The sequence below is a fragment of the Pseudoalteromonas sp. T1lg22 genome (assembly GCF_002964645.1).
In the GTDB taxonomy this organism is placed as follows: Bacteria; Pseudomonadota; Gammaproteobacteria; order Enterobacterales; family Alteromonadaceae; genus Pseudoalteromonas.
The window spans coordinates 315,615-339,448 of the sequence record NZ_PQBY01000006.1 but is presented as its reverse complement, the minus strand read 5'-3'; the positions used below and the strand labels follow the sequence as shown (position 1 = coordinate 339,448).

20 protein-coding genes and 1 riboswitch are annotated in these 23,834 nt (G+C 50.0%); of the genes, 11 read left to right on the top strand and 9 right to left on the bottom strand.

Annotated elements, in window-relative coordinates; genetic code table 11:
- Positions 1–8: 8 nt before the first annotated feature.
- The 5 genes from C2M24_RS03770 to C2M24_RS03750 all read left to right on the top strand — a co-directional run bounded on the left by C2M24_RS03770 (position 9) and on the right by C2M24_RS03750 (position 5,771).
- Positions 9–926: an ornithine carbamoyltransferase gene (locus C2M24_RS03770; RefSeq protein WP_105213360.1), complete on the top strand. Its 918-nt coding sequence runs from the start codon at positions 9–11 to the stop codon at positions 924–926.
- Positions 927–935: 9 nt separating this feature from the next.
- Positions 936–2,135 (top strand): argininosuccinate synthase, encoded by a 1,200-nt coding sequence (locus C2M24_RS03765; protein WP_105213359.1) that lies wholly within the window; start codon positions 936–938, stop codon positions 2,133–2,135.
- A 14-nt stretch (positions 2,136–2,149) separates the two neighbouring features.
- Positions 2,150–4,015: an argininosuccinate lyase gene (gene argH, locus C2M24_RS03760; RefSeq protein ID WP_105199487.1), complete on the top strand. Its 1,866-nt coding sequence runs from the start codon at positions 2,150–2,152 to the stop codon at positions 4,013–4,015.
- 279 nt (positions 4,016–4,294) lie between these two features.
- Positions 4,295–4,825, top strand: coding sequence for a hypothetical protein (locus C2M24_RS03755; protein ID WP_105199488.1), 531 nt, complete (start codon positions 4,295–4,297; stop codon positions 4,823–4,825).
- A gap of 499 nt (positions 4,826–5,324) precedes the next feature.
- Positions 5,325–5,771, top strand: coding sequence for a hypothetical protein (locus C2M24_RS03750; RefSeq protein ID WP_158683685.1), 447 nt, complete (start codon positions 5,325–5,327; stop codon positions 5,769–5,771).
- Here the strand turns inward: C2M24_RS03750 and C2M24_RS03745 are convergent.
- Together C2M24_RS03745 and coaD are read right to left on the bottom strand one after the other, a co-directional pair.
- Entirely contained in the window at positions 5,736–7,133 is a 1,398-nt protein-coding gene (locus tag C2M24_RS03745; RefSeq protein ID WP_105213357.1) for a capsule assembly Wzi family protein, read from the bottom strand. The two genes, C2M24_RS03750 and C2M24_RS03745, sit on opposite strands and share 36 nt — an antisense overlap.
- Complete coding sequence (coaD, locus tag C2M24_RS03740; RefSeq protein ID WP_105199491.1) at positions 7,130–7,612, bottom strand: pantetheine-phosphate adenylyltransferase; 483 nt, start codon at positions 7,610–7,612, stop codon at positions 7,130–7,132. The genes C2M24_RS03745 and coaD overlap by 4 nt, the downstream gene beginning before the upstream one ends.
- A 150-nt stretch (positions 7,613–7,762) precedes the next feature.
- On the opposite strand from coaD, the gene C2M24_RS03735 reads away from it, so the two are divergent.
- The gene (locus C2M24_RS03735; RefSeq protein WP_105199492.1) at positions 7,763–8,404 is read left to right on the top strand and encodes a TetR/AcrR family transcriptional regulator; all 642 of its coding nucleotides are present in this window, start codon (positions 7,763–7,765) and stop codon (positions 8,402–8,404) included.
- Positions 8,405–8,553: 149 nt separating this feature from the next.
- Positions 8,554–10,011 carry a tRNA uracil 4-sulfurtransferase ThiI gene (gene thiI, locus C2M24_RS03730; RefSeq protein WP_105199493.1) on the top strand — a complete coding sequence of 486 codons (1,458 nt, stop codon included), beginning with the start codon at positions 8,554–8,556 and terminating at the stop codon, positions 10,009–10,011.
- Here thiI and C2M24_RS03725 read toward each other — a convergent pair.
- Positions 9,992–10,912: a ketopantoate reductase family protein gene (locus C2M24_RS03725; RefSeq protein ID WP_105213356.1), complete on the bottom strand. Its 921-nt coding sequence runs from the start codon at positions 10,910–10,912 to the stop codon at positions 9,992–9,994. The two genes, thiI and C2M24_RS03725, sit on opposite strands and share 20 nt — an antisense overlap.
- Complete coding sequence (locus C2M24_RS03720) at positions 10,891–11,244, bottom strand: VanZ family protein (RefSeq protein WP_105213355.1); 354 nt, start codon at positions 11,242–11,244, stop codon at positions 10,891–10,893. Before C2M24_RS03720 ends, C2M24_RS03725 begins: the two co-directional genes overlap by 22 nt.
- Before the next feature lie 130 nt (positions 11,245–11,374).
- On the opposite strand from C2M24_RS03720, the gene C2M24_RS03715 reads away from it, so the two are divergent.
- Entirely contained in the window at positions 11,375–11,857 is a 483-nt protein-coding gene (locus tag C2M24_RS03715) for a YajQ family cyclic di-GMP-binding protein (RefSeq protein WP_105199495.1), read from the top strand.
- Positions 11,858–11,937: 80 nt separating this feature from the next.
- Positions 11,938–12,093: riboswitch (cobalamin riboswitch) on the top strand.
- Positions 12,094–12,134: 41 nt separating this feature from the next.
- The gene (locus C2M24_RS03710; RefSeq protein ID WP_105213354.1) at positions 12,135–13,979 is read left to right on the top strand and encodes a TonB-dependent receptor domain-containing protein; all 1,845 of its coding nucleotides are present in this window, start codon (positions 12,135–12,137) and stop codon (positions 13,977–13,979) included.
- 878 nt (positions 13,980–14,857) lie between these two features.
- Here the strand turns inward: C2M24_RS03710 and C2M24_RS03700 are convergent.
- The 4 genes from C2M24_RS03700 to C2M24_RS03685 form a co-directional block, all read right to left on the bottom strand.
- Entirely contained in the window at positions 14,858–15,478 is a 621-nt protein-coding gene (locus C2M24_RS03700; protein WP_105213352.1) for a hypothetical protein, read from the bottom strand.
- A 597-nt stretch (positions 15,479–16,075) separates the two neighbouring features.
- A complete protein-coding gene (gene msrA, locus C2M24_RS03695) occupies positions 16,076–16,606 on the bottom strand; it encodes a peptide-methionine (S)-S-oxide reductase MsrA (RefSeq protein WP_105213351.1) in 531 nt (176 codons plus the stop codon).
- 93 nt (positions 16,607–16,699) lie between these two features.
- Complete coding sequence (locus C2M24_RS03690) at positions 16,700–19,798, bottom strand: efflux RND transporter permease subunit (RefSeq protein WP_105199499.1); 3,099 nt, start codon at positions 19,796–19,798, stop codon at positions 16,700–16,702.
- Entirely contained in the window at positions 19,795–20,859 is a 1,065-nt protein-coding gene (locus C2M24_RS03685; RefSeq protein ID WP_105199500.1) for an efflux RND transporter periplasmic adaptor subunit, read from the bottom strand. Before C2M24_RS03685 ends, C2M24_RS03690 begins: the two co-directional genes overlap by 4 nt.
- Positions 20,860–21,241: 382 nt before the next feature.
- Here C2M24_RS03685 and C2M24_RS03680 point away from each other — a divergent pair, with 382 nt between their 5' ends.
- Positions 21,242–22,018 carry a DUF2982 domain-containing protein gene (locus C2M24_RS03680; protein WP_105213350.1) on the top strand — a complete coding sequence of 259 codons (777 nt, stop codon included), beginning with the start codon at positions 21,242–21,244 and terminating at the stop codon, positions 22,016–22,018.
- A 158-nt stretch (positions 22,019–22,176) separates the two neighbouring features.
- Positions 22,177–22,347 carry a hypothetical protein gene (locus C2M24_RS16070; RefSeq protein WP_199775685.1) on the top strand — a complete coding sequence of 57 codons (171 nt, stop codon included), beginning with the start codon at positions 22,177–22,179 and terminating at the stop codon, positions 22,345–22,347.
- Here the strand turns inward: C2M24_RS16070 and C2M24_RS03675 are convergent.
- On the bottom strand, positions 22,344–23,666 hold the full coding sequence (locus tag C2M24_RS03675; RefSeq protein WP_105213349.1) for a hypothetical protein: 1,323 nt from the start codon (positions 23,664–23,666) through the stop codon (positions 22,344–22,346). The two genes, C2M24_RS16070 and C2M24_RS03675, sit on opposite strands and share 4 nt — an antisense overlap.
- Positions 23,667–23,834 lie beyond the last annotated feature (168 nt).

Here is a 23,834-nt window from a genome sequence, read left to right as displayed (position 1 = left end):
ATAACACCATGAAACAAGATTTTATTACCGGCCTTGAGCTGGACGAAAAAAAGATTTTAACGCTTTTATCCCTGGCGCAAAAAATGAAGGCGCAGCCGCAGGATTATGCTCAGGCGCTGGCCGGCAAGTCTATCGTCACCTTATTTGAAAAGCAGAGCCTGCGTACGCGGTTGAGCTTTGATATCGGCATAAACAAACTCGGCGGCCATGCGGTGTATCTTGACCAGCAAAACGGCGCCATGGGTTCGCGGGAGTCGGTGAAAGACTTTGCCCTGAATATCAGCACCTGGGCCGATGCCATTGTGGCTCGGGTTAACCAGCATAAAACGCTTGAAGAGCTGGGCGAGTTTTCTTCCAAGCCAGTAGTGAACTCGCTGTGCGATCTATACCACCCCTGTCAGGCATTAGCCGACTTTTTGACGCTACAGGAAGTGCATGGCGATGTCAGTCAACTTAAGTTGGCTTATTTAGGTGAAGGCAACAATGTCACTCACTCACTGATGTTGCTGGCGGCTACTTTGGGTACCGACTTTGTGGCCGTATGCCCTAAAGGCAGCAGCCCGGATGCGCAGATTGTGAAGCAGGCAGAGCAGATCGCCGCCAGCAAGGGCGCCTCTATTCTGGTCAGTGACAGAGTGGAAGCGGCTGCGGGCGCCAATGCTCTGTATGCCGATACCTGGGTATCCATGGGCGATACCACCCCGCTTGAGCAGGTAAAAGAAAAATATATGCCATATCAGCTTAACAAACAGCTGCTAGATATGACCGGAGCACAAACGGTTTTGCATTGTCAGCCCGCACATCGTGAGTTTGAAATTACCTCTGAAGTGATGGACAGCGACTATTCTAAGATTATTCAACAGGCGGAAAACCGCATGCATGCACAAAACGCCCTGTTAGTTACATTATTAAACCCAAATTTTTAAGGACTTGAGATGAGCACTATTAAAAAAGTTGTATTGGCCTACTCGGGTGGTTTGGACACCTCGGCAATTGTGCCTTGGTTAAAAGAAAACTACGGCTGTGAAGTGGTTGCCTTTGTGGCCGATGTGGGCCAGGGCGCAGAAGAGCTTGCAGGGGTGGAAGAAAAGGCCATTGCCTCGGGCGCATCTGAGTGCCATATCGTTGACCTTAAAGAAGAAATGGTTGCCGATTATATCTACCCAACATTGAAAACCGGCTCTATTTATGAAGGTACCTATCTGCTTGGCACCTCTATGGCTCGTCCTATTATTGCCAAGGCCCAGGTTGAAGTAGCCCGTAAGGTTGGCGCCGATGCCTTGTCGCACGGTTGTACCGGTAAGGGTAATGATCAGGTGCGTTTCGAGTCTTGTTTTGCCGCCCTGGCGCCGGATCTTAAAGTGATCGCCCCTTGGCGTGAGTGGGATCTTTCCAGCCGTGAATCCCTGCTTGATTACCTGGCCGAGCGCAACATTCCTTGTGCCGCATCGGCGACCAAGATTTACAGCCGTGACGCCAATGCTTGGCATATTTCTCATGAAGGCGGCGAGTTGGAAGACCCTTGGTGTCAGCCAAGCGAGCAGGTATGGACCTGGACTAATTCACCAGAGCAAGCACCGGATCAGCCAGAAATGGTCAGCATCAGCGTCGAAAAAGGCGAGATCGTCGCGGTAAATGGCGAGCAACTCAGCCCGTATCAGTGTCTGGTGAAGCTGAATGAACTGGCGGCGCCTCACGGTGTTGGCCGTGTCGATATCGTCGAAAACCGTCTGGTGGGTATGAAGTCGCGCGGTTGTTACGAAACTCCGGGAGGCACAGTAATGATGGCGGCGCTGCAGGCCATTGACGAGTTGGTTCTGGATAAGGCCAGTCGTAAGTGGAAAGAAACCCTGGGCGGTGAGTTTGCACACCTGGTCTATGACGGCCGTTGGTTTACGCCATTAAAAGACAGCATTCTGGCAGCGGCCGAGGCATTTGCCGAGTTTGCCAGTGGTGAAGTGGTGTTGAAAATGTATAAAGGTCAGGTTGTGGCGGTGCAGAAGAAATCACCAAACAGCCTATACAGCGAAGATTTCGCTACCTTTGGCGCCGATGATGTATATGACCAATCACACGCCGAAGGCTTTATTCGCTTGTTCTCGCTATCAAGCAGAATAGCGGCGTTGAAGAAGTAAGGTAGGAGAAGGCAATGGCACTTTGGGGCGGACGGTTTTCATCGGGTCCGGATGAAGCATTTAAACAGTTTAACGATTCTTTGCCGTTTGATTATGTGATGGCGGAGCAAGACATTATCGGCTCTGTGGCATGGGCGGGGGCGTTAAACCGCGTTAACGTGTTAACCGATGACGAGCACCAGCGTTTGGTGGCGGCATTGTATGAACTGCTTGAAGAGGTTCAGGCAAACCCTGATAGTGTTGCCCTCAGCGGCGAAGAAGATATTCACTCGCATGTTGAGGCGGCGCTGATCAATAAGGTAGGCGACCTGGGTAAGAAGTTGCACACCGGACGTAGCCGGAATGATCAGGTGGCCACCGACTTCCGCCTCTGGTGTAAGCAAACCGCGAGCACCATTGCCGATGCCCTTATTGCCACCAAGCAGTCGCTACTTGCCCTGGCAGAGCGGGAGTTTGGAACGGTTCTGCCTGGTTATACCCATTTGCAACGGGCCCAGCCGGTGCTCTTTAGCCACTGGTGTATGGCCTATGTGGAAATGCTTGAGCGTGATGCCAGCCGTCTACAAGATGCGGTTAAGCGTATGGATCAATGTCCACTGGGCAGCGGTGCTTTAGCCGGTACTGCTTATGCCATCGACCGTGAGTTGTTGGCTCAGGATCTTGGCTTTGCTCAGGCAACGCGCAATAGTTTGGATGCAGTGTCGGACAGGGACTTTGTGGTTGAACTGTTAAGCACGGCGTCGATTTCCATGCTGCATCTGTCGCGTTTTGCTGAAGATTTGATCTTCTATAACTCAGGTGAGGCGGGCTTTGTGGAGCTGGCGGATAACGTCACGTCCGGCTCGTCCTTGATGCCGCAAAAGAAAAACCCAGATGCCCTGGAGCTGATCCGTGGTAAAACCGGACGGGTTTTTGGCGCCATGAGTGCCATGATGATGACACTTAAATCTTTGCCCTTGGCCTATAACAAGGACATGCAAGAGGACAAGGAAGGCTTGTTTGATGCGCTGCCAACCTGGTTGGCCTGTTTGCATATGGCGCAATCCTGCATCAACGGCATTAAGGTCAATGGTGAGAGAACTAGAGCAGCGGCCCAAGGCGGCCATGCCAATGCTACCGAGCTGGCGGACTACCTGGTTGCTAAGGGGATCCCTTTCCGTGAAGGACATCATATCGTCGGTCAATTGGTGCAGGTCGCCATAGGCGAAGGTAAAAACCTGGAACAGCTGACCCTTGAGCAATTCCAGGCGGTGAGCAGTGTTATCGAAGAAGATGTGTATCCGGTACTTGAGCTGGATGCGTGCCTGCAGGCACGTAAGGCCTTGGGTGGCACCTCGCCGCAGCAGGTTGCCCATGCCATTAAGCATGCACAGCAACAGCACACTATTACCGTGCGTGACGCCAACTTGCATGATGTTGAAGCCATTAGCGAGCTGATCCAGTATTGGGCCAAGGTCGGTGAAAATTTGCCGCGTGCCAAAAGCGATATGGTGCACTCGATCAATGAATTTGCCGTTACCGAGGTCAATGGTAAGGTCACCGGCTGTGCTTCGCTTTATATCTATGATACCGGCTTGGCGGAGATTCGCTCGCTGGGAGTCAATCCGGATTGTGGCGTCAAAGGACAGGGGCGTATGCTGGTGGATCACTTGCTTGTAAAAGCCAAAAAATTGGCGCTGAAAAGGGTGATAGTCTTAACTCGTGTCCCCAACTTCTTCGCTAAACTTGGATTCGAGCAAAGCAGTAAGGACAGCTTACCTGAGAAGGTAATGAAAGACTGTGAACTTTGTCTGCGCAAGGCGAATTGCGATGAGGTGGCCATGGACTTCTACCTCCAGCATGTTCCCATAGGCGAGATACCTTGTAAGCTAATTGCTTAAAATCTAGAACGCGCTGCCAGTTTTGGCGCGCGTTCCTCTCTGACCAGATCAATCGCTAAATCAGTTAATACCAGCACACAAGTTCAAATCTGAGTTTAAAAAATTACACCAGCAAATTCAAAAGCATACAACGCAAACCACTAGCGTTTAGGCACTGCAATCTGATACAGTGACTTGCTCAACTAGTGCGCTAATCCTAAGCGAAGCTAATATCCAGCGCTGTGGTGCTGATGTGGTTCTCGGTCCACCGAAGAAAGAGAACTAAGAGTGAGATGACGGATGTTCTTTGAGAAAAGCTTAGTTATTTTTATGGGAGGCTTTGTGGTTTGGGGCTTTCTGATGGCTATGTTTTTCAATTTAATGCTAATAGCTTTTAAGGCTAAGGAAGATTTTAAACTTCTTTTTGTTAGCATCGTCATGTTTTCGTCTTATTTTACGAGTGATCACTTTAATAGCGTTTTTAGCGGTTCAGAAGTGTACAAAACCTGGCTTATTTACGATCTAGTCACTTTGCTTGTTATCTTGCCTGTGTTTTTCTTCAAAAAAGCCAAGCCTTCTCCTGGAGTTATCTATGCCGTAGCGGGCTTGATATTTAACTCAATCCTACTCCTACTGATGCATTTGGATATTGTGGTGTTAGACAATCGAGAAAAATGGTGGTTGTGGGGATTTTACTCTATAGGCATAAACTTATCAGACTTGTTAATGATAGTTGCGCTAATCGTTGATCGAGATATTCTTGGTTTTATTACGCTTAAAGACTATGTGAAAAGACAAGTTTCAAGCCAAAAAATCGTCACTTCTAAATAAATACCCTCGGACCTTTCAGATACAATAGAGTGCACCATTGCTCTAATTCGTTATTAGCGAGAATCAATCACAATGACTCTTCCATTAAAAGTTATTCTCGCAACGAAGACATAGCCCGACATTTAATGCCTTGATTAATAGGGATAACCCATACTCAATACGGTTGACACTGCTCCTGCCCCCAACAACTTATAAATTGATATTTAATAGCCTTGCTACCACTTATGCTTGAGGTATTCGCAATAATCGATGCGGTGTTTCTAGTTGTTCTGTTAATAAGGTGTTATATTTCTCAACCCTTTGATTTGTGCATCCAACTCGAATGCAGCGACTAAAGTCTTAGACTTCTTAAGTTGTGTGATATCAGATCTTATCGTTTGGGCTGGGGTTAAAAGCCTATGTAGGGCGAGATAATAATTAAAATAAAGGCCTGGATTAGATGTTTTTTGCCAGTGGAGAATTAGCTCAGCTACTAAGTACCTTCGTAAATTGGGGGTTTATGATGGCGTTGCTGTTTAACCTTGTCAGTTACTCCGAGGTTGGTTATCGCGCGCGCTCGCCCTTATGGCTCTGCCTGACCATTAACCTTTCTTATTTCATCACTTCTGTTATTGATGTGACTTACGTATATCCCTTCTGGGCTAGTGCCGATTTGTTGACCTTGGTCGCTTTGTTTGTGGTGCAAAGAAAGCGGGAGAAAATTCCTGCCTTATATTATTGTGCTGTGGGCTTGGTGCTCAATGCAATTTTGCATATAGCAATGTATTTAGATCTGGGCGTAGCGGGTAACTACGAACCCTGGTGGCTGTGGACTCTGTATTCGTTAGGCATCAATTTGAATGATGCCTTGATGATAATAGTGCTGGTGGTTAACCGGGACTTTCTCGGCCTGTGCCGCGCTGGCCGTTTGTTAAAAACGGTATTCCAGCGCCAGGCTCACGGCTGAGTGGGTATCGGAGTCAAGGTCGTTCGACTCTCGCCATAGGTGGCCGGTGATATTGACCAAAGCGCCTAATACGCCTTGCTGATAGCCGATCTCTAGGCGAGAAATATCCGTATCCAGATACTCCTTTTCGATGCGACCAAGCTTTAAATGCGCACCATAGCCGCCAATACGATGATAAGTGGCGCCCAGCGTCAGCGCTTCGGCGTCCGCTCCTATGGCCGGTCCCAGGTTCTGCTCTCTATGCTGGTAGCCTTGGGCTATGTCCAAATTGCCATAGTTACAGTTGTACTCGGGTAACTGCGACACACACTCGCTGCCGGTATCCGTGTATTCGATATAACCGCTGAGCAGTGCCTGCTCCGTGCCATAATGGGTTTGCGCTCCTAAGGTCAGGGCGCCGTCTTCGGCTATCAGAGCCGATTCGATATGACCGGCATACTCGCCATAGATGGACAGAGGCAGTGTGCCAAGCAAGGTGGAGTATTTAATATCTAGGCTACTGAGCTTTTGCTCATCGGCGACCTCATCAATAACTAGGTCGCCAATAGACTCGGGAAAGTGTAACCATTCAGTCTTGGTTTGACTTAGGCCAAGCTCAAGACCTTGAATAGGAGTTGCGCTTAAGCGCCAGCCCCAAAAGTCGCCGTCTTCGACTTTTTCTTCATCAATTTTACTCACCTGACTTTGCTGCTTGGCGGCTATGGCGGTGAAGTTCCAGGGACCGATAAAGGCCAGCCAGCTTGGGCCATAATAATTGGTATCGTGGCGAGTCAGGCGCACGCCTGTCATGGCCTGGGCATTGTTCGATAGCACCAGGGCATTTTCCTGTCCGGGTCCCCACCAGTGGTTAATTTTCTCGGCGCTTACGGACCAATTGCCCAACAGGGCGGCGACGTAACTGCCATCGTAATTAACATATTCGCCGTCGTTGCTGTCGTCACGATAGGTGACGCTGACCTTGGCGCTGGCGGTTTTACCCGTCAGGCTGCCACTGGTTTCAATACCGCTTTTAGCCTGATTGCGCGGGCCAAAGCCCTGAATTGTGTGCGGCTCAGAATTGGTAAAGACACGCACCCGGGAAACCGTGCCTTGCTGGGCGTATTTAAGCGCATGTTGTACATGTTGATAGGCAAATTGCGCCTGCGGCGTTAAATCCTGTATCGACACGCTTTGTAAATCGCCGGCAATGCCTTTCCACATCAGCGGATAAGTATTAACGGGGCGCTTGATCACGCCTTGATTTACCAGCATATCAATGGAGCTGCGTAGCAGCGCCGAGTCGGGTTCAATCCAGGGACTTGCCTGCACTTGGGCAGCACAAAACAGGGCGCTAAGAGCTAGCGCACAGCGAAATAGGGTCATTTTGATAATTTTTCCTTTAATGCCGCCGCCACTTCGGGGGCAACAAACTCTGATACATTGCCGCCATGCAATGCGACTTCCTTGACTAGGGTTGAGGAAATAAAGGTATTTTCCTCTGCAGGGGTAAGAAACACGCTTTCTAAGTCGGGGTTCAATCTGCGATTCATATTGGCGAGCTGAAACTCGTATTCGAAATCAGACACGGCGCGAATACCCCGTACCAACACATTAGCGTTCTGGGTTTTGGCCAAATCCGCTAGCAGGCCGGTAAAACCAATAACCTTAACATTATCTAAATGGGCAACGATTTTTTGTGCCAGGTCGACTCTCTCATCCAGGCTAAAACAGGGTTTTTTGTTCGGGTTGTGGGCGATTGCCACTATCACGCTGTCAAACATTTTTGCTGCGCGTTCAATCAGATCCAAATGGCCATTGGTCAAAGGATCAAAGGTGCCAGGATAGAGTGCGGTTACCTTCATTATCGTTCTCATTCTTTTAAGGTGCTGGGCGCATTTTAACAATCTTTGCCCATGTTGCCAGCCCCAAATCGGCGACAAATAAGGAGTCATTGTTCAGCCAAGCCAAGATTGTTTATACTGCTAAGGATAAAAAGCTGGGTAGAAGTAAACATGAGTACTAAGGAACGCATTATTCAGGCGAGCATTGAATTGTTTAATCGCCACGGTGAACGCGCCATCACCACCAATCATATCGCCGCCCATTTGGGCATAAGCCCGGGTAATCTTTACTATCACTTTAAAAATAAAGAAGATATTTTAAGGCATATTTTTGTGCTTTATCGTCAGCACCTAGACACTCAGTTCAAGCCGCTACAAGACGATGTCGAAGTCCTGAGTCAGTTAACCCATTATTTTGATGCCTTGTTCGAGCTGATGTGGAACTTCCATTTCTTCTACGACAATATGACCGACATTCTCGCCCGCGATGCGGAATTAAAGGCCGACTATATTCAATTTCAACAACGCTTGTTTGAGCAGGTAAAAGACATAGTTCTGGTACTTAACAGCAAGGGCATTATTGCCATTGCCGATGAAGATGCGGCTGAGCTGACCCATATGTTGAAACTGACGGTGAGCTTTTGGACGCCCTATATCAAGGCCAGACGCCAAAGTGGCGAGCTTAATCGCGGCGATATTTATCAGGGCCTGCTCAAGGTTATTACCCTGTTTTCTGCCTTTGCGACCGATGCCGGCCGTGAACAATTAGCGGCATTAAAGCAAACCTATCAGCAGCGTCAGGATAACCTCTAGCGGCGCAAGGCCGCATTTGCGTAACATCTTCGCTATTATTTCCGTAAGCGCGTGGTTTTGCTATAATCGCGCGCTTTGAATCCAGGGTCGCGGAAATGGGTATTTTCCCCGTTAGCCGTTGGCCGATATTGAGCCGCTACGAGTAAGTCATGATCAAGTTTATTGTTAAGTTGCACCCAGAGATTGCGATCAAGAGTAAGTCTGTTCGCAAGCGTTTTACCAAGGTTTTGGAAAACAACATTAAGATCATGATGCGTCGCATTGATGAGCAGGTAAAGGTACGCAACAACTGGGATAACCTCACGGTAGAATCGCTGAGCGCTGATGATGCGGTGCGTGCCGAGATGGCGGACGCCTTGGGGCGTATTCCCGGTATCGTGCTGTTTAACGAGGTCACCGAGGTGGAATTTACCACCCTGGATGATATCTATCAGCAAGCGCAGCTGTTACTTGCCGACCAAATCGCCGGTAAAACCTTCTGCGTGCGCTGTAAGCGCCAGGGTCAGCATGACTTTACCTCTACCGATGTGGAGCGATATGTAGGCGGCGGCTTAAACCAGCACGTTGAAGGGGCTAGGGTAAAACTGAGTCGCCCGGAAGTAACGGTTAAGATTGAAATCAAGGACCAGCGCGCCTACATAGTAACTCACGCCCACAAGGGCATGGGTGGCTTCCCGTTGCCAACGCAAGAAGACGTGTTGTCGCTGATGTCCGGCGGCTTCGACTCGGGAGTGGCCAGCTACCAAATGATCCGCAAAGGTGCCCGTACTCACTTCCTGTTCTTTAACCTAGGTGGTGCGGCTCACGAAATCGGTGTAAAGCAAGCCAGCCATTATATCTGGTCACGTTTTAGCTCTACCCATAAGGTGAAGTTTATTACCGTGGATTTTGAGCCCGTGGTGGCTGAAATCCTGGAAAATATCGAAGACTCGCAAATGGGTGTGGTGCTTAAACGCATGATGATGCGAGCCGGCAGTCAGGTCGCCGAAAAGTTGGGTGTTCAAGCTCTGGTAACCGGGGAAAGCATAGGTCAGGTTTCAAGCCAAACCCTGGCTAACCTGAGCGTGATTGACCGTGTAACCGATACCCTGATCCTGCGTCCGCTTATTCAGCATGATAAGCAAGAGATCATCGATATCGCCCGTGCCATAGGCACTGCGGAAATGGCCGAAGCCATGCCTGAATACTGTGGTGTGATTTCACGCAAGCCTACGGTTAAAGCCAAGCTTGATGTGATTGAAAAACAAGAGCAAAACTTCGACTTTGAGATACTTGATACGGTTGTCGCCAATGCCACCATTATGGACGTGCGCGATATTGAAACCCAGGCCAAGGAAGAGGTGAAAGAAGCTGAGTCCGTATCTCAGTTGCCTGCAGATGCCGTGGTGGTCGATATTCGTTCACCTGAGGAAGAAGATGCCAACCCACTTGAGCTTGATGGCATTGAGGTAGTACACCTGCCGTTTTTCCGTCTAGCCACTAAGTTCGGCGACTTGCCACAGGATAAGGAATATTACCTTTACTGTGCCAAGGGCGTGATGAGCCAGTTGCAGGCGCTGATCCTGCATGAAAATGGCTTTAAAACCGTTAAGGTGTATCGCCCTTAATACGCTGATAATAAAGCTGATTAACCGGCGCAGCCAAGCCTAATTGCTGCGCCGTTTTATATACATAGCCGCACATGGCGTCTATTTCCGTTTCCCTTCCCAACAGCTTGTCTTGCAGCATGGAACAGCGGTTCTCCGCTGTCTGCGCCATCACCTTATAGGCCAAATTAAGCGCCTGAACTAACGAAAAATCCAAGCCCTGAGCCTTGGCTACAGTGATGGCTTCATGCACCAGCGCCATAATATCGCTGGCGTACTCGGGTGCACGCAGGGCGCCATTGCGTTGTTGCTGCCAGGTGGCCACCGGATTAATAGCCAAATTAACCAGCAGTTTCTGCCAGCGGGCGTGGTGGATATTATCACTGCTCACCAGATTCGGTATTTGCTGTTGCCACAGGGGTAACTGGCGCGCTAAAGATTTTTCAGCGGCCTTGTTGGCGGCGCCAAGTGTGCTTAGACCTTGGCTTACATGCACCACTTTATCCGCCGCTGGTTTATAGGCCGCTTGTTGCGTAAGCATAAAATACAGTGACTGATTTGGCCCCAGAAGTTGATTTAGCGCTCTTAAATCACTCATGCCGTTATGGCTGATAACTATTTTTGCGTTATTTTTTAATGCCGGCAGCAGTGGGGGAAGCGCCTCAAGAACCTGATGCGCCTTGGTAAAAAGCCACAGCTCGCCTATTTGTTGTTGTGGCGCCTGCTCCCCTGAGGGAGAGGGGATACACTGCACCTGTAAGTGCTCGCTATGTGCTTGATAAGTATATTGATACTGGTGTGGGTGGTGGGTCTTGGTCAATAGCGTGACTGGGCGGTGATCACTAAAAAGCTTGGCAAAGGCCAGGCCCAGAGCGCCCGGGCCTAGGATATACACTGGCGTTAACTGTTCTTTTTTTGCCATTGTGTTTGCCAAATATAATGCAGAACAAAGTAGCTGGCGGCACCGCAGGCATCGGCGATAAAGTCGGCGACAGAGGCCTGACGATGGGGCAGTACACCTTGCATCCATTCGATAGCGGCACCGTAGAGACAAAGCAGAATGACTTGGATGATAAAGGGAATTTTAAAGGCTTTATCCATAATAAAGGCGAGGATAAAGAAAATACCAAAATGGGCGACCTTATCAATATGCGGAAACAGGTTTACTGCCGCGCCTTTAACTTCTTTGGTAAACAGCAAAGTAAATACAACAAGGCTAATTAAAAACAAACCCTTATAGACACGGCGCGTCACTATTACTACCTTAAAATCTGGTGAAAACGCAGGCAGTATAACAAACTAAAAACTGAATTCACCGTGTACTAACGCACAAAATTGTAAATCTCAGGGTATAATCACAAAAATTTAAGTTTAGGAGAGCCCCATGCCTTCATTTGATATCGTCTCTGAAATTGATATGAGCGAAGCCAAAAATGCCGTTGAGAATGCCAAGCGTGAATTGGAAACGCGTTTTGATTTTCGTGGTGTTGACGCCAAAATTGAGCTTGATAACGAGCAAATAGAACTGACTGCCGAAGCCGAGCAACAAGTCATGCAGCTGTTTGATATTTTCGCCAGCAAAGCATCTAAGCGTGGTCTTGATGTGAACAGCTTTGAGATTCAAAAAGCCGACCTGCATGGTAAATACGTGACCCGCAAGGTGGTTATGAAGCAGGGCATCTCCAAAGAAGTGGCCAAAAAGCTGGTAAAAGCCATTAAAGACAGCAAGATCAAGGTGCAAGCCGCTATCCAAGGCGAAGAAGTTCGCGTAACGGGTAAAAAGCGCGACGACCTTCAGGCCGCCATGCAAGTCGTGCGCGGAGCCGATCTAGGCCAGCCTTTCCAGTTCAAAAACTTCCGCGACTAAACAGCCCAATTCTAGGCTTGTAATTATTTCGTCAATGGATGTATAGACGTCCATTGACTTTCCCCTCCTTACTACGCACAATAACACCGCCTTGTTATGGTGCCTTGCAGATCTCGCCCAGTGGGAATGAGCTCAGGGATAATCGGGAAGTAGGTGTGAATCCTACGCTGCCCCCGCAACGGTGATTTTGGCACTCGCCAATCAGTCCGGAGACCGGCCATAACGCTTATCTAACCAAGAATAATCCTGTGCGGTGGGCGCGGGTTAAGGGATCTACATGTATAGCAAAACCCCTGTGGCGTTGTCTTTGGCGGCACTTTTCTCTGCATCTGTGGCGGCTCAGTCACAGACAATCGAACATATCACGGTCACGGCCAACAAGTTTGAACAGCCGCTTGAGCAGGTGCTCGCCAGCGTTAATGTGATCACCCGCGATGATATTGAACGTACCGGTGTGCGCGACTTGCCCGCATTGCTTTCCAACTATGCCGGTATCGATATTGTCCGCAGCGGCGGTCAAGGACAAACCAGCAGCTTATTTATTCGCGGTGCTGCCAGTCGTCACTCTCTGGTAGTTGTTGACGGTGTCCGCGTTGGCTCCGCAAGCCTCGGCTACAAGGCCTTGGAAACCCTGCCGCTTAACAGCATAGAGCGGGTGGAAATAATCCGTGGTGCCCGTGCAGCCTGGTACGGCTCAGATGCTCTGGCCGGGGTGATCAACATCATCACCCGCAATGGCGACAGCAAAACTCTGTCGGTATCGAGCGGCAGCGATAACTATGTGAATGTTCAAGGTGCCTATGCCTTGACCCAAGGTGCTTTTAAGGGCGCCATTAACCTGGGTTATGAACAAACCGATGGCTACAATGTGACCACAGGCCAGGACCCGGATCGCGACGGTTATGAAAACCAAAATATCGGTGCTCGCTTGAGTTATGACTTTGATACCTTAGGTAAGCTGGAGTTTGTTGGTCAATACAGCGATGCGGAAGTAGAGTATGACGGCACCAGCAGTGATTTCAGTAAGTTTGAAAACTACCATCTGCAACTGGGCTGGCAAAAAGCCCACGGTCGTTATGCCCATACCTTAAAAACAGCCTTGGTGAAGGATGACAACTTCAACACCCTGAAAAACCCGTACCCGGGTTATAAGGCCAATCAGTACATTACCGAGCGTGACGAGCTGGGTTATCAGCTAAATATCGCCCTAAATGACGCCCTGACTATCAGCTCGGGTCTGGATTATTACTATGAGGATGTGGGTGATTCCATCAATGCCTACGCCCTTGAGGGTCAACCGCAGTCCGGTTTTGTCAACGAAACACAGAGCAACAAGGGTGTGTATGTGGGGGCCTACTATCTTCATGACGCCTTTAGCAGCAATGCCGTGGTACGTAACGACGATCACAGCGAGTTTGGTGGCGAGTCGACCTATAATCTGGCGCTTGGCGTCCCTTTCGCCGATATCGCTACCTTACGCGCCAGCTACGGCACCGGCTTTAAGGCCCCGACCTTTAACGATGCCAGCTCAATTTGGGGTGCTAACCCAGACTTGCAGCCGGAAGAGTCGACCAATGCCGAACTTGGCCTGCGCCTGAATATCGCCGGCGGCCAGTACGATGTGGCTGTGTATAAAAATACCTTCGATAACCTTATCGACTGGGGCTTTAATGGCCCGGAAAACATCAATAAAGCCAGTTTTGAAGGCGTTGAGTTGAGCGCCGAAGTTGAGGACTGGTTTGGCATTAACCATACGCTGAACTTCAGCTATGTGGATGCCCAGGACGACAACACAGGTGAAGACCTGGTATTGCGTGCCAAGCGCACCTTTAACTGGGGTCTGGGGAAGGAATTTGATAAGTGGTATGTGGGCGCCCAGCTGCAGTACCGCTCGGATCGCGTAAGCTATTACCGTACTCATTTGCCAAGCTACACCTTGCTTAATGTGAATGCGCGTTATCAGCTGGTGGACAATATCAGCTTCGATTTTGCCATTGAAAACCTGACCGATAAGGAATACGTCACCAATGTTGCCGCCACGGACTGGACCACGGGTGCCATTACTTCTGAATATATCGGCGCCGAGCGCAAGGTATATGCAGGGGTGAGTTTATCGCTGTAATTGATGAAGGCCTCCGAAAGGAGGCTTTTTTTGTCGGGCCGCCGACAGTAGCGGTAACTGATAGATCTTGTCGCGTTGGCGACGGCAACCAAGGGGTGGTTTACGCCAACCACCCCTTGGAACCCCGAGGCGCCCGTGATTCGCTAATGCTTACGAACTCGGTTTTTTGTTAAGCGCTCCGCTTAGTCCTTGATGCGATTTAACAGCACATCCATGTACTGATAAATCTAGCTCGGCATCGTGCCTCGCTATCAACTCCACGCTCCACAACAAAAGCCGATTTCTCCAGCGCGAACCTAAACGGGGAGATCGATACCTGTAGGTCAGGTTTCAACCTGACAATTGCTATTGGGCCGCCGACATTTGCTTTAACTGATAGATCTTGTCGCGTTGGCGACGAGCGACTGAAGAGGGGCAAATTAACTCGGCTACAAGTAATTCGTCCCTGAAGCTGCAGTCCTGTCGGCATCCATGCCTTCACCTCCTCGCGCTGCGAAGCGATGCTTCGGTCACTCGTCGCCCCTCTTTGGAAACTCCGCGAACCCGTGATTCGCTATTGCTTGCGAACTCGGTTTTTTGTTAAGCGTTCCGCTTAGCTTCGACACGGTTTAACGAGGTGTCCTACCTCGGTAAACCTAACTTCGCATCCATGCTCCGTTGTCTCAAGCACGCTCCACAACAAAAGCCGATTTCTCCAGCGCGAATCCAAACGGGAAGGGGCGATACCTGTAGGTTTTGAGGAGTACGTTGAGTAGGTAAATGGTGGAATTGGTTGTTTATAACGCCGCGTTAAGGAGTTAGCTGCGCAGCTACTAGCCCAAACCATTGCATCTAAAACACGAAACTCACCTTGAACTGAAAGTACAAAGCGTTGGAAGTTATTCTTGAATGTTTTGCTGGAGTTTGTACACCCTATTTGCATATTTTGCCATGGACTGAGGAAATCGAATAATTAATCCGTGAGCTCTCAAAATCTCAAAGACGTCATCTTCATAGCTTTCTAAATCAACGTACTCAACTGCATACTCCCCCCAAAAGTGTTCCAAAATAGGGTCGATAACAAGGTAGATGAAATTCGATGTTTCAGTTCGCAGATCAATATCAGGTGTCGCAAAATGCTGGATACAATTTCTAAGCTTGCCAAAGCTATTAAATAAGCCCAACTTTTCAATTCGGTAACCAGTAGCTGCCCATAATTTTTCAGGCAGCTCGGAATACTGAATAGTTTTTCCGCTTTCGAACAAATTACTTAAAGATAAAAAGCTGTCCTCACCCGTTTTTGATTTGGGCAGACTTGAGAAGATCAGCAAAGGGTGTTGTTCAGCTATCGCTGCTTTAATGATTAGCTCGGCTGCATGCGCAGCTTGAAGTACACCATATATCCCCTCGTCCAAACGAGAGTCATGACTGGTATACAAAGAGTTTCGTTGAGCTTGGGATAGGATTCCTGTTCCCATGAAAAGAATATGCTCAGAAATATTTTTAAGCTCAGGATTCATACGCCCTCCATAGAACCTAACCATTAAATAGAGGGAAGTTTGGCGTTAGACTGTAGACAAGTTTCCCTACTCGATTATTTTTTGTATTGATAACAAATCTCTTAACCTTTTGCTAGCAATGGCTTTTATCTTTCACACCTAACAGCTTGAGCGAGACTTAATGTGAAATGCGATGCTTCAGCATATTCCCCGTGCATTTGTGCTGAGCTTGGTGGAGTTGGTAGTACAACTTGACCTGGGATGGTCAAGTTAGGCGAATCGAGGCAGGGATAGCCGAGTTTCGCCGGGTGCGTAGGCAACACCGACAAGCGAAGAATAAAGCAAATGCTGGGGTGTCCTAGGAGTTCTTAGGGGCGACGAGTGACCGAAGCACCGCTTCGCAGCGCGAGGAGGTGGAGGCATGGATGCCGACAGGAACCCGCCTTCAGGGACGAATTGTTGGCACTGAACTTAGCATTTCCTCTAAGTTGTCGTCGCCAACGCGACAAGATCTATATTCTGAAAAAATTTATTCTATCCACCGAGGGTTATAGGGAAAACAGTGCCTCCGTGTTAGGTCAAAACGGGTTTGTAAGGCTCGCGCCTTACCTCAGACCCTCACACCAAATATGCATCAAATTCCTTCTCAAATTTGGCTATTTTCGGAGCAATAAGCAGATTGCAATACGGCTGTCGTGGGTTGGCGCTAAAGTAATCCTGATGATAACTCTCGGCAGGGTAAAACTCCTTAGCCGGAAGAAGTTCGGTGACTATGGCATCGTCCAGGTGCTCTTGCAGACGCTCCATAACCAGCTCGGCCTGGTGTTTTTGCTGGTCACCATGATAGAAGATCACGCTGCGATACTGGGGGCCTATATCATTGCCCTGACGGTTTAAGGTGGTGGGGTCGTGCAGGGCGAAAAACATCTTTAATAGCGTGGGGTAGTCAACCTTTTGCTCGTCATAGACGAGCTGCACCACCTCGGCGTGGCCTGTGTCTTCGGCACAAATTTGATGATAGGTGGGGTGTTCAACATGGCCGCCGCTGTAGCCGGAAGAAACCTCTTGCACGCCTTTGACTCGTCTAAAGGCGGCGTCGATACACCAAAAGCAGCCACCACCTAAGGTGGCCGTGCGTAGCTCACTCATTGCGTTTTGTCCTGTTTGCAATACCTAGTTCAAGTGTAGCGCGATTAGGTGCTAATAATAGCAAAAAGGCAGATTGCTCTGCCTTTTTAGGGATTACTCTTCTTGCAGCGGATGCTGTTGCACCTGCTTGTTGAGGCGGTGCTGCAGGAACTCCGGCGATTGGGTTTTACGCGCCAGGGCATAATAGGCACTGGGCACCACAAACAGGGTCAGCAAGGTGGCCACGGTAACACCGGTGAAGATCACCACACCTATTACCATACGGCTCTCCGCCCCTGGACCACTGGCCAGTACCAGAGGGACTGAGCTCATGACCGTGGTCAGTGAGGTCATAATAATAGGGCGCAAGCGCTGCTTGGAGGCTTGCAACAAGGCGGCACTAAACTCCATGCCCTTATCGCGCAACTGGTTGGCGAATTCCACTATCAGGATACCGTTCTTCGCGCTCAGACCAATCAGCATAACTATCCCTATCTGGCTGTAGATATTCAGGGTGAGCCCTGTGACATACAGTCCAAACAGCGAGCCGGCTATGCCCAAAGGCACGGTCAGCATGATCACAAAAGGGTGCACAAAGCTTTCAAACTGCGCCGCTAACACCAGGAAGGTAACCGTCAGCGCCAGAACAAAGACATACACCATGGCCGAGGCGCCTTCGTAGAAGAGTTGCGATTCGCCCTTGTAGTCGATGGCGCCATCTATGTCGTTTTCTTCCATCGCCACCTGGTTAAGGAAGTTCAGCGCTTCTTCCAGGGTGTAGCCATCGGCTAGGTTGGCACTCAGGGTAATGGCACGCATGCGGTTATAGCGGTTAAGCTGTGAAGCGGTGGCCTCTTCAGATACCGTGATTAAACTGTCCAAGGGCACCAGTTCACCGGAGCGGGAATTAACATAGATGTTCGACACGTCCTGTGGGCTGGCAAAGTCTTGTTTCTCACCCTTTAAGATCACATCGTATTCTTCACCACGGTCGATAAAGGTGGTAACACGGCGCTGGCCGAGCATGGTTTCCAAGGTGCGGCCTATATCCGACACCGAAACCCCTAAATCGGCGGCCTTATTTTTATCTATGCTCACCAAAAATTGCGGGAAGGTTTCTTTATAATCATGGTCGATACGCACCAACCCCGGGTTTTGCTGGGCACGGGCTATGATGCGATCGCGCCAGTCAGCCAGTTCGTCATAATCATTGCCTTGCAGTACAAACTCGATGGGGCGCGATGAGCCGCCACCGCCTATGCCGCGGCGCATAATGGCAAAGGCACGTACATCGGTCACTTCACGCATCTTGCCACTGATCTCGCCCATTACCGACCAGGTATCGCGCTTACGCTCGTCCCAGTCGGCCATGCCGATAATGGCCACGCCGCCTTGACCGCCCCAGCCGGGTACACGCACCAGTACGCGGTTAAGCTCGCCGGACTCCACATAAGGCAGCAGGCGCTCTTCAATTTTTGCCATGTTTTCGGCGTTGTTTTCGTAACTGGCTCCTTCAGGGCCATTCATCATCACGAAGAAGGTGCCGCGGTCTTCTTTAGGCGTTAATTCCGAAGGAATTTTCTGGAACAGGCCGTAACAGGCAGCACCGGCCAGCAACAACATAATGGTGAGCATGCCGGAGCGGCGAATGTTGCCGGCCAGGGTGCGCTCGTAGGCATTTTCTAAGCGAGCAAACTGACGGTCCATCCATTGGCTAAAGCGTCCCGAGTTGGCGCTTTGTTTCAGCACCTTGGAGCACAGTGCCGGGGAGAGGGTCAGTGCGGTTACGCTGGAGAAAAACACCGCGGCGCTGACCGCCATGGCAAATTCAGTGAACAGGGCGCCGATGCGACCGTCCATAAATACCAGGGGCACAAATACCGCTATAAGCACGAGCGTGGTGGCGACAATAGCAAAGCCCACCTCGCGGGCACCGCGATAGGCGGCAAGCAGGCGTGGCTCACCAAGCTCGATACGACGGTGAATGTTTTCCAGCATAACTATGGTGTCATCCACCACCAGACCTATGGCCAGAACCAGAGCCAACAGGGTAAGCAGGTTAATGGAGTAACCCATGGCCAGCAGGAACATAAAGCTGCCGATCAGCGCTACAGGTACGGTCACCGCCGGGATCAGGGTAGCGCGAATATTGCCAAGGAATAGGAAGATGACTAACACCACCAGACCCATGGAAATGGCCAGGGTACGATATACCTCGTTGATCGATTCCTTGATAAAGATGGAGGAATCGTAGCTGTCTTCTATGGTAGTGCCAGGAGGCAGGTTACGCTTGATATTCTCGATCTCTTTACGGGCGTTTTCCACCACGGTCAGGGTGTTGGCCTTGGCCTGTTTAACTATCCCCAGGCCTATCATATTGCGGCCGTTACCACGGAACATGCTTTCTTCGTCCGCGGCTTCCAGTTGTACATCGGCTACTTCGTTAAGGCGTACCAGATAACCGCCTTCGCCACGGGCCACCACAAGGTTGCGAAAATCCTTCGGGTCGAGGTAACTACGGGCTGTACGTACCGAGAAGTCGCGGTCTTTCGACTCGATTTCACCGGCCGGAAGCTCAACGTTTTCGGCGCGCAGTACGCGCTCGATATCGGCGGCGGTAATGCCTCGGGCGGCCATGGCCTGGCGGTTAAGCCAGATTTTCATGGCGTACTGGCGCTGACCACCAACGCGGACATTGGACACGCCGTCCACCACCGCCAGACGGTCGACGATATAACGCTGGGCATAGTCTGAAAGTTGCAGAGTATCCATGGTGCCGCTGTTAAGCACAAACCAGGCGATGGGGCTTTCATCCGAGTCAGACTTAGACACTTCCGGTGGACGCACCTGATCCGGCAGGCTGTCTAAAGCGCGGGAAACGCGCTCGCGCACATCGTTGGCGGCGGCATCGATATCACGGTCGATATTAAATTCTATGGTGATATTGGAGCGGCCATTACGGCTCGACGAGGTGATGCTTTTAATACCCTCGATACCGGAAATACGGTTTTCGATTACCTGGGTGATCTTGGTTTCAATAATCTCCGACGAAGCACCTGTGTAGCTGGTACTGACACTGACAATGGGGCTTTCTATGTCTGGGTATTCACGCAGTGGCAACAGCGAGAAGGCCACTAAACCAAAGGTAAGCAACAGCAGGTTGATTACTATGGCGAAGACGGGGCGTTTTACCGCGGTATCTGTGATCTTCACTGTTCACTCTCCTGTGCATTCACAGGCGAGCCGGAGCGAATTTTAATCACGCCTTCGGTCACTACCTGGGCGCCCGCTTGCAGACCTGAGCTGATGCCAACCCAGCCGTCGTAGCGTTTATCTACCTTCACTTCCACTTCTTGGGCTATGCCATCGACCACCTGGAAGACAAAATGCTTGTCCTGACGCGGGATAATGGCTTTTTCCGGCACCAGCAGGGCCTCGTAGGTTTTAAGCTCCAGGGTCGTGTTGAGTAACATGCCCGGACGTAGCAGGGCTTCGTTATTGGTAAAACTGGCACTAATGGGCACGCTGCGGGTGTTCATATCGACACGCGAGCTCACATGGGTGACCTTGCCGTTAAAGGTGCGCGCCGGGTAGGCGTCGCTGCGGGCGCTCACCGACATGCCGACACGCAGTTGCGCTAGGTATTTTTCCGGCACATTAAAGTCGACCTTGATTACGCTAAGGTCATCCAAGGTGGTAATTTCCGTGCTATTGGAGACAAAGGCGCCTTTAGAAATCATGCGTTTGCCCAGGGTGCCGGCAAAAGGAGCGCGAACCTGCATTTCTGCCAGCTTGGTTTTTGCGGCTTCAAGTTGCGCCTGAGTGGCTTCAAATTTGGCTCTTTGCTCTTCCAGTAAAGACTTGGCGGCCGCTTGCGAGCGGGCCAGCTCGGTGAGGCGGTTTAATTGGCGTTCTACCTCGGAGAGATTAGCTTCTAATTCTTTAACTCTGAGCTTTTCTTCGGTGTCGCGTAATTGCACCAGCAGTTGCTCTGCCTTAACCAGATCGCCATCGTCAAAGTAGATATCATCCACATAGTCGCTCTGGGCGCTTTTAATAAAAATAGCCTGGTTGGCACGGCTGCTGCCTATGCCATCAACGCTAACGGCGCGCTGTTGTTGCTCGACGGTATGCACCTGCACCTTGGTTGCTTGCATTTGCATGGTATTTTGTTGCGATTGGCCATTAGGTAGGTACAAATAAACGCACAGCCCTAAAAAGATAATAATAAAAACGGGAAACAGTGCCTTGCCCGAGTGTTTACTGTGGTTCATTGATGATGCCTTTTGTTGTTTTAGCCCGAAGATAGTTTACGAATTTGTCGGCATACACATAGACCGCCAATCCTGTATTTTTGTGTGTTAACCGAAAATAACGATTTTGTGATGAAAAATTACAGTTTTTGTTCACAAAACAAGAACAACAAAGGCAACTAGCCATTGCCGCGCATCTTTATACCAATTCTGTTAAGTATGTGATCATATATAGCGTTGGATAAATGATGTGATAACAAGGCGGAGTTTTTCTTATGTAGTTATGCTACAAAGAAAAATTCCAACGCGGTTAGCACGATATTTAGCCCGCTAGAATGATTAGCTATTTAAGTGAATTGGTATTATCTACACTCAAGGTAGAGTATAGAAGTAGGGGCGAGTTATGACGCACAATTCTTCGCCACAACATCAAGGTGAGCGCAGGGAGGAAAATAATGGCTATCAGGGCGCCAAGATAAGAGCCCAGGGGGCACGTTATGGTGCGCAAACCTTGCTGATCAGCGCTGGTGTATTACTTGTGCTGGTGGCGGTGATCAAGTTTCGCCCCGGAGAGGTCTTGCTGGCGGAGATCTTTATTCTCAGCGCCTCCTTAGTCGGCGTGCTGGTGGGCTTTTTGAAATTACGCGAGCCCTTTTACAGCATTTATCTCGATAAGGATAAGCTCAGTTATAACCATAAATACGGTTGCTGGCAGTTAGCTGTGAGTAATCTGGCCCGGGTCGGGGTGGTGCAGGTGCACCGCCAGGGCGAGGTGTTAGATCTCAATGTGATAGGCATTTGCCTGCGTGATGAAGACAAATTCTTACAGCGACTGTCGCCGCGCCTGGCCGGGCGTTTGCTGGTAGAGCAGCGCCACTTTTTGATGCAGGCGATCAAGGCTTATTGCCAGGATGGCAAGGAATGCCCACCGCACTGGCTGGTGGAAGACACCGATTATGTGAGCGAGGCCGGTTGCAAATATACTGGGTTATTGGCCATGTTTGCGAATAGGATGAACAACCTAAAGCTATTGACCGGATACCATCTCCTGCTGCCAGCGGCGGCATTAGACCGGGATATCTGGACCTTCAGTTATATGTTACACCGTTGGCAACAAGACCCGGAGCTTACCGTGTCCCGGTTGCGGCGGGAGCTGTCTGCCGCCAGTGGTAGTGACTAGAAGGGGAGCTGGTTGTTAACGGTGAGGCCCATGCCAACATCAGGGTACCTCAGCAACCTCTCCTGGTAATACATGCTTACACTTTTATGTTGCACAATTCTTGTTCAATATCGCTAAGTTAGATAGCCTAAGGCCATCAACTAGATAGGGATTGGGCGATGAGTGTACGTAAATACCTTTGGCTATGGGCCTTGCCGTTGGCACTGATTTGTTATGCCATAGGCGCCGAAAAAGGAGTGTTGGCCTTATTGATCGCCGGCGCATTTTTAGAAGGCGCATTTTGGTTAGGCCTGTTTAAACGCACTAAGAAAAAGCAAAACAAGTCTTAACGCACACTGTTTGGGGTAAAGTCGTCTAACTTGGCCTGAATCGTTCTTTGTAGCTCGGGGACCAAGGGGTCGAGCCGGCGATTATCCACATGATTAAGGCGAAACCGCCGCAACGGCAAGATATTAAAGTCATTCGCGTATTGCTGGCCATCACCAAACACAGTAGAAAATATCGCATATTCAAATTCATAGCGTTTTAACAATTCGGGCGTACGCCTGAGCTTTTCGTTAAACATCAGCTTGGCCTTGATATCAAAGTTGGTCAGGGACTCTAAGGCTCCCCGAGTCACCAGTATTTTGTTGCTCGGCTTACTTAAGGCCGCCAAATTACAAGGGACCGCCTTGTCACACAACAAAATGTGCTCTCCAAGTGCCAGCGTGGGCTCAACCACACGCACATTCTTAAACCTGGCCATGTTGGCCGCTACTCGCACTACATCAAGATCACTTAGTCCGGCATTGAGCAGTACCAAACCACGGCGAGCCGGAACCGCCTCCAGTTTTAAACTGATGCCAAGCTCGGCGTAGATCTGTTCAATAAAATGGATAAAGGGCTCAACGCCTGGGGTATTGATATAGGTGCCAACCAGATGCGTTGGCCGGGTAAAGGCGGTATTGCTATGCAGGTGACGCTGGAGCAGGTCATCCAAGAAGTCCTTGCGAGCGCGATTGGTGTCGTTTTGTTTAAGTGCCAACACCAGGGGGATATCGGCAAACTGGGTGACCATTTTGAGTTTTTTTGCCCGTTTGCTTGGCGAGAAGTGACCTACAACTTCCGGGCTTGCCAGGATTAAATCGACGCTGCCCCTGTTGAGCATATTCACCAATTCCCGCTCCGAGCTGGCGTAGTGCAGGGTTTCTCCGTAGGCGTCGAGTACATTTTGTATGTTGGTGGGATACACATAGCTGGCAACTACCCCCACCTTATATTGCTCAAACAGGTGGATAAGGTTGCGATAATCCAGGTCGTTGTCGCTTTTACCGAGTATGCCAAGGTGAGAAAAACCAAGCGGTGCAGAAGCGATAAAACCGCTGCGTACCTCAGAGGGCCAGGCCGGGAAATAGCCGACGTATTCGCCTGCAGCCGCCCTTAGCTGGGCCTGCTCCCAGGGCAGATAATCAACTTCGATGGCAATATCATGAGGCGCCAGCAGGTCGCGCAGTGAGGCAATGGCATCGCCGCCATTGTCCATATGCTCGCTGGCATAGGGAGGCCATTCCAGCGAGGCAATCTTCCAGGTTGATGTGGCGGTAAATCCAGTTAGAGGCAGGGCGACAAGAAGTGCGACCCAAGCCCAGTGTAAGACACGTTTTAACATAGCTGCCACTCCTTCCAAAAGCGTGAAGATGATTGGCCATGGCGGTGCTGACAATACCCAGTGTAAGGGGCGTGTCCACACCCTTATTATCTATTGCATTAAGTATAACAGTTGTGCCGGGAGTCACCGTTTTTCTATCCAGGTTAGTGAGTTTCCCTGAGCAACCTT

Coding starts and splice junctions, on each gene's coding strand:
- C2M24_RS03770 (WP_105213360.1), top strand. CDS start 9: ATGAAACAAGATTTTATTACCGGCCTTGAGCTGGACGAAAAAAAGATT.
- C2M24_RS03765 (WP_105213359.1), top strand. CDS start 936: ATGAGCACTATTAAAAAAGTTGTATTGGCCTACTCGGGTGGTTTGGAC.
- argH (WP_105199487.1), top strand. CDS start 2,150: ATGGCACTTTGGGGCGGACGGTTTTCATCGGGTCCGGATGAAGCATTT.
- C2M24_RS03755 (WP_105199488.1), top strand. CDS start 4,295: ATGTTCTTTGAGAAAAGCTTAGTTATTTTTATGGGAGGCTTTGTGGTT.
- C2M24_RS03750 (WP_158683685.1), top strand. CDS start 5,325: ATGATGGCGTTGCTGTTTAACCTTGTCAGTTACTCCGAGGTTGGTTAT.
- C2M24_RS03745 (WP_105213357.1), bottom strand. CDS start 7,133: ATGACCCTATTTCGCTGTGCGCTAGCTCTTAGCGCCCTGTTTTGTGCT.
- coaD (WP_105199491.1), bottom strand. CDS start 7,612: ATGAAGGTAACCGCACTCTATCCTGGCACCTTTGATCCTTTGACCAAT.
- C2M24_RS03735 (WP_105199492.1), top strand. CDS start 7,763: ATGAGTACTAAGGAACGCATTATTCAGGCGAGCATTGAATTGTTTAAT.
- thiI (WP_105199493.1), top strand. CDS start 8,554: ATGATCAAGTTTATTGTTAAGTTGCACCCAGAGATTGCGATCAAGAGT.
- C2M24_RS03725 (WP_105213356.1), bottom strand. CDS start 10,912: ATGGCAAAAAAAGAACAGTTAACGCCAGTGTATATCCTAGGCCCGGGC.
- C2M24_RS03715 (WP_105199495.1), top strand. CDS start 11,375: ATGCCTTCATTTGATATCGTCTCTGAAATTGATATGAGCGAAGCCAAA.
- C2M24_RS03710 (WP_105213354.1), top strand. CDS start 12,135: ATGTATAGCAAAACCCCTGTGGCGTTGTCTTTGGCGGCACTTTTCTCT.
- C2M24_RS03700 (WP_105213352.1), bottom strand. CDS start 15,478: ATGAATCCTGAGCTTAAAAATATTTCTGAGCATATTCTTTTCATGGGA.
- msrA (WP_105213351.1), bottom strand. CDS start 16,606: ATGAGTGAGCTACGCACGGCCACCTTAGGTGGTGGCTGCTTTTGGTGT.
- C2M24_RS03685 (WP_105199500.1), bottom strand. CDS start 20,859: ATGAACCACAGTAAACACTCGGGCAAGGCACTGTTTCCCGTTTTTATT.
- C2M24_RS03680 (WP_105213350.1), top strand. CDS start 21,242: ATGACGCACAATTCTTCGCCACAACATCAAGGTGAGCGCAGGGAGGAA.
- C2M24_RS16070 (WP_199775685.1), top strand. CDS start 22,177: ATGAGTGTACGTAAATACCTTTGGCTATGGGCCTTGCCGTTGGCACTG.
- C2M24_RS03675 (WP_105213349.1), bottom strand. CDS start 23,666: ATGTTAAAACGTGTCTTACACTGGGCTTGGGTCGCACTTCTTGTCGCC.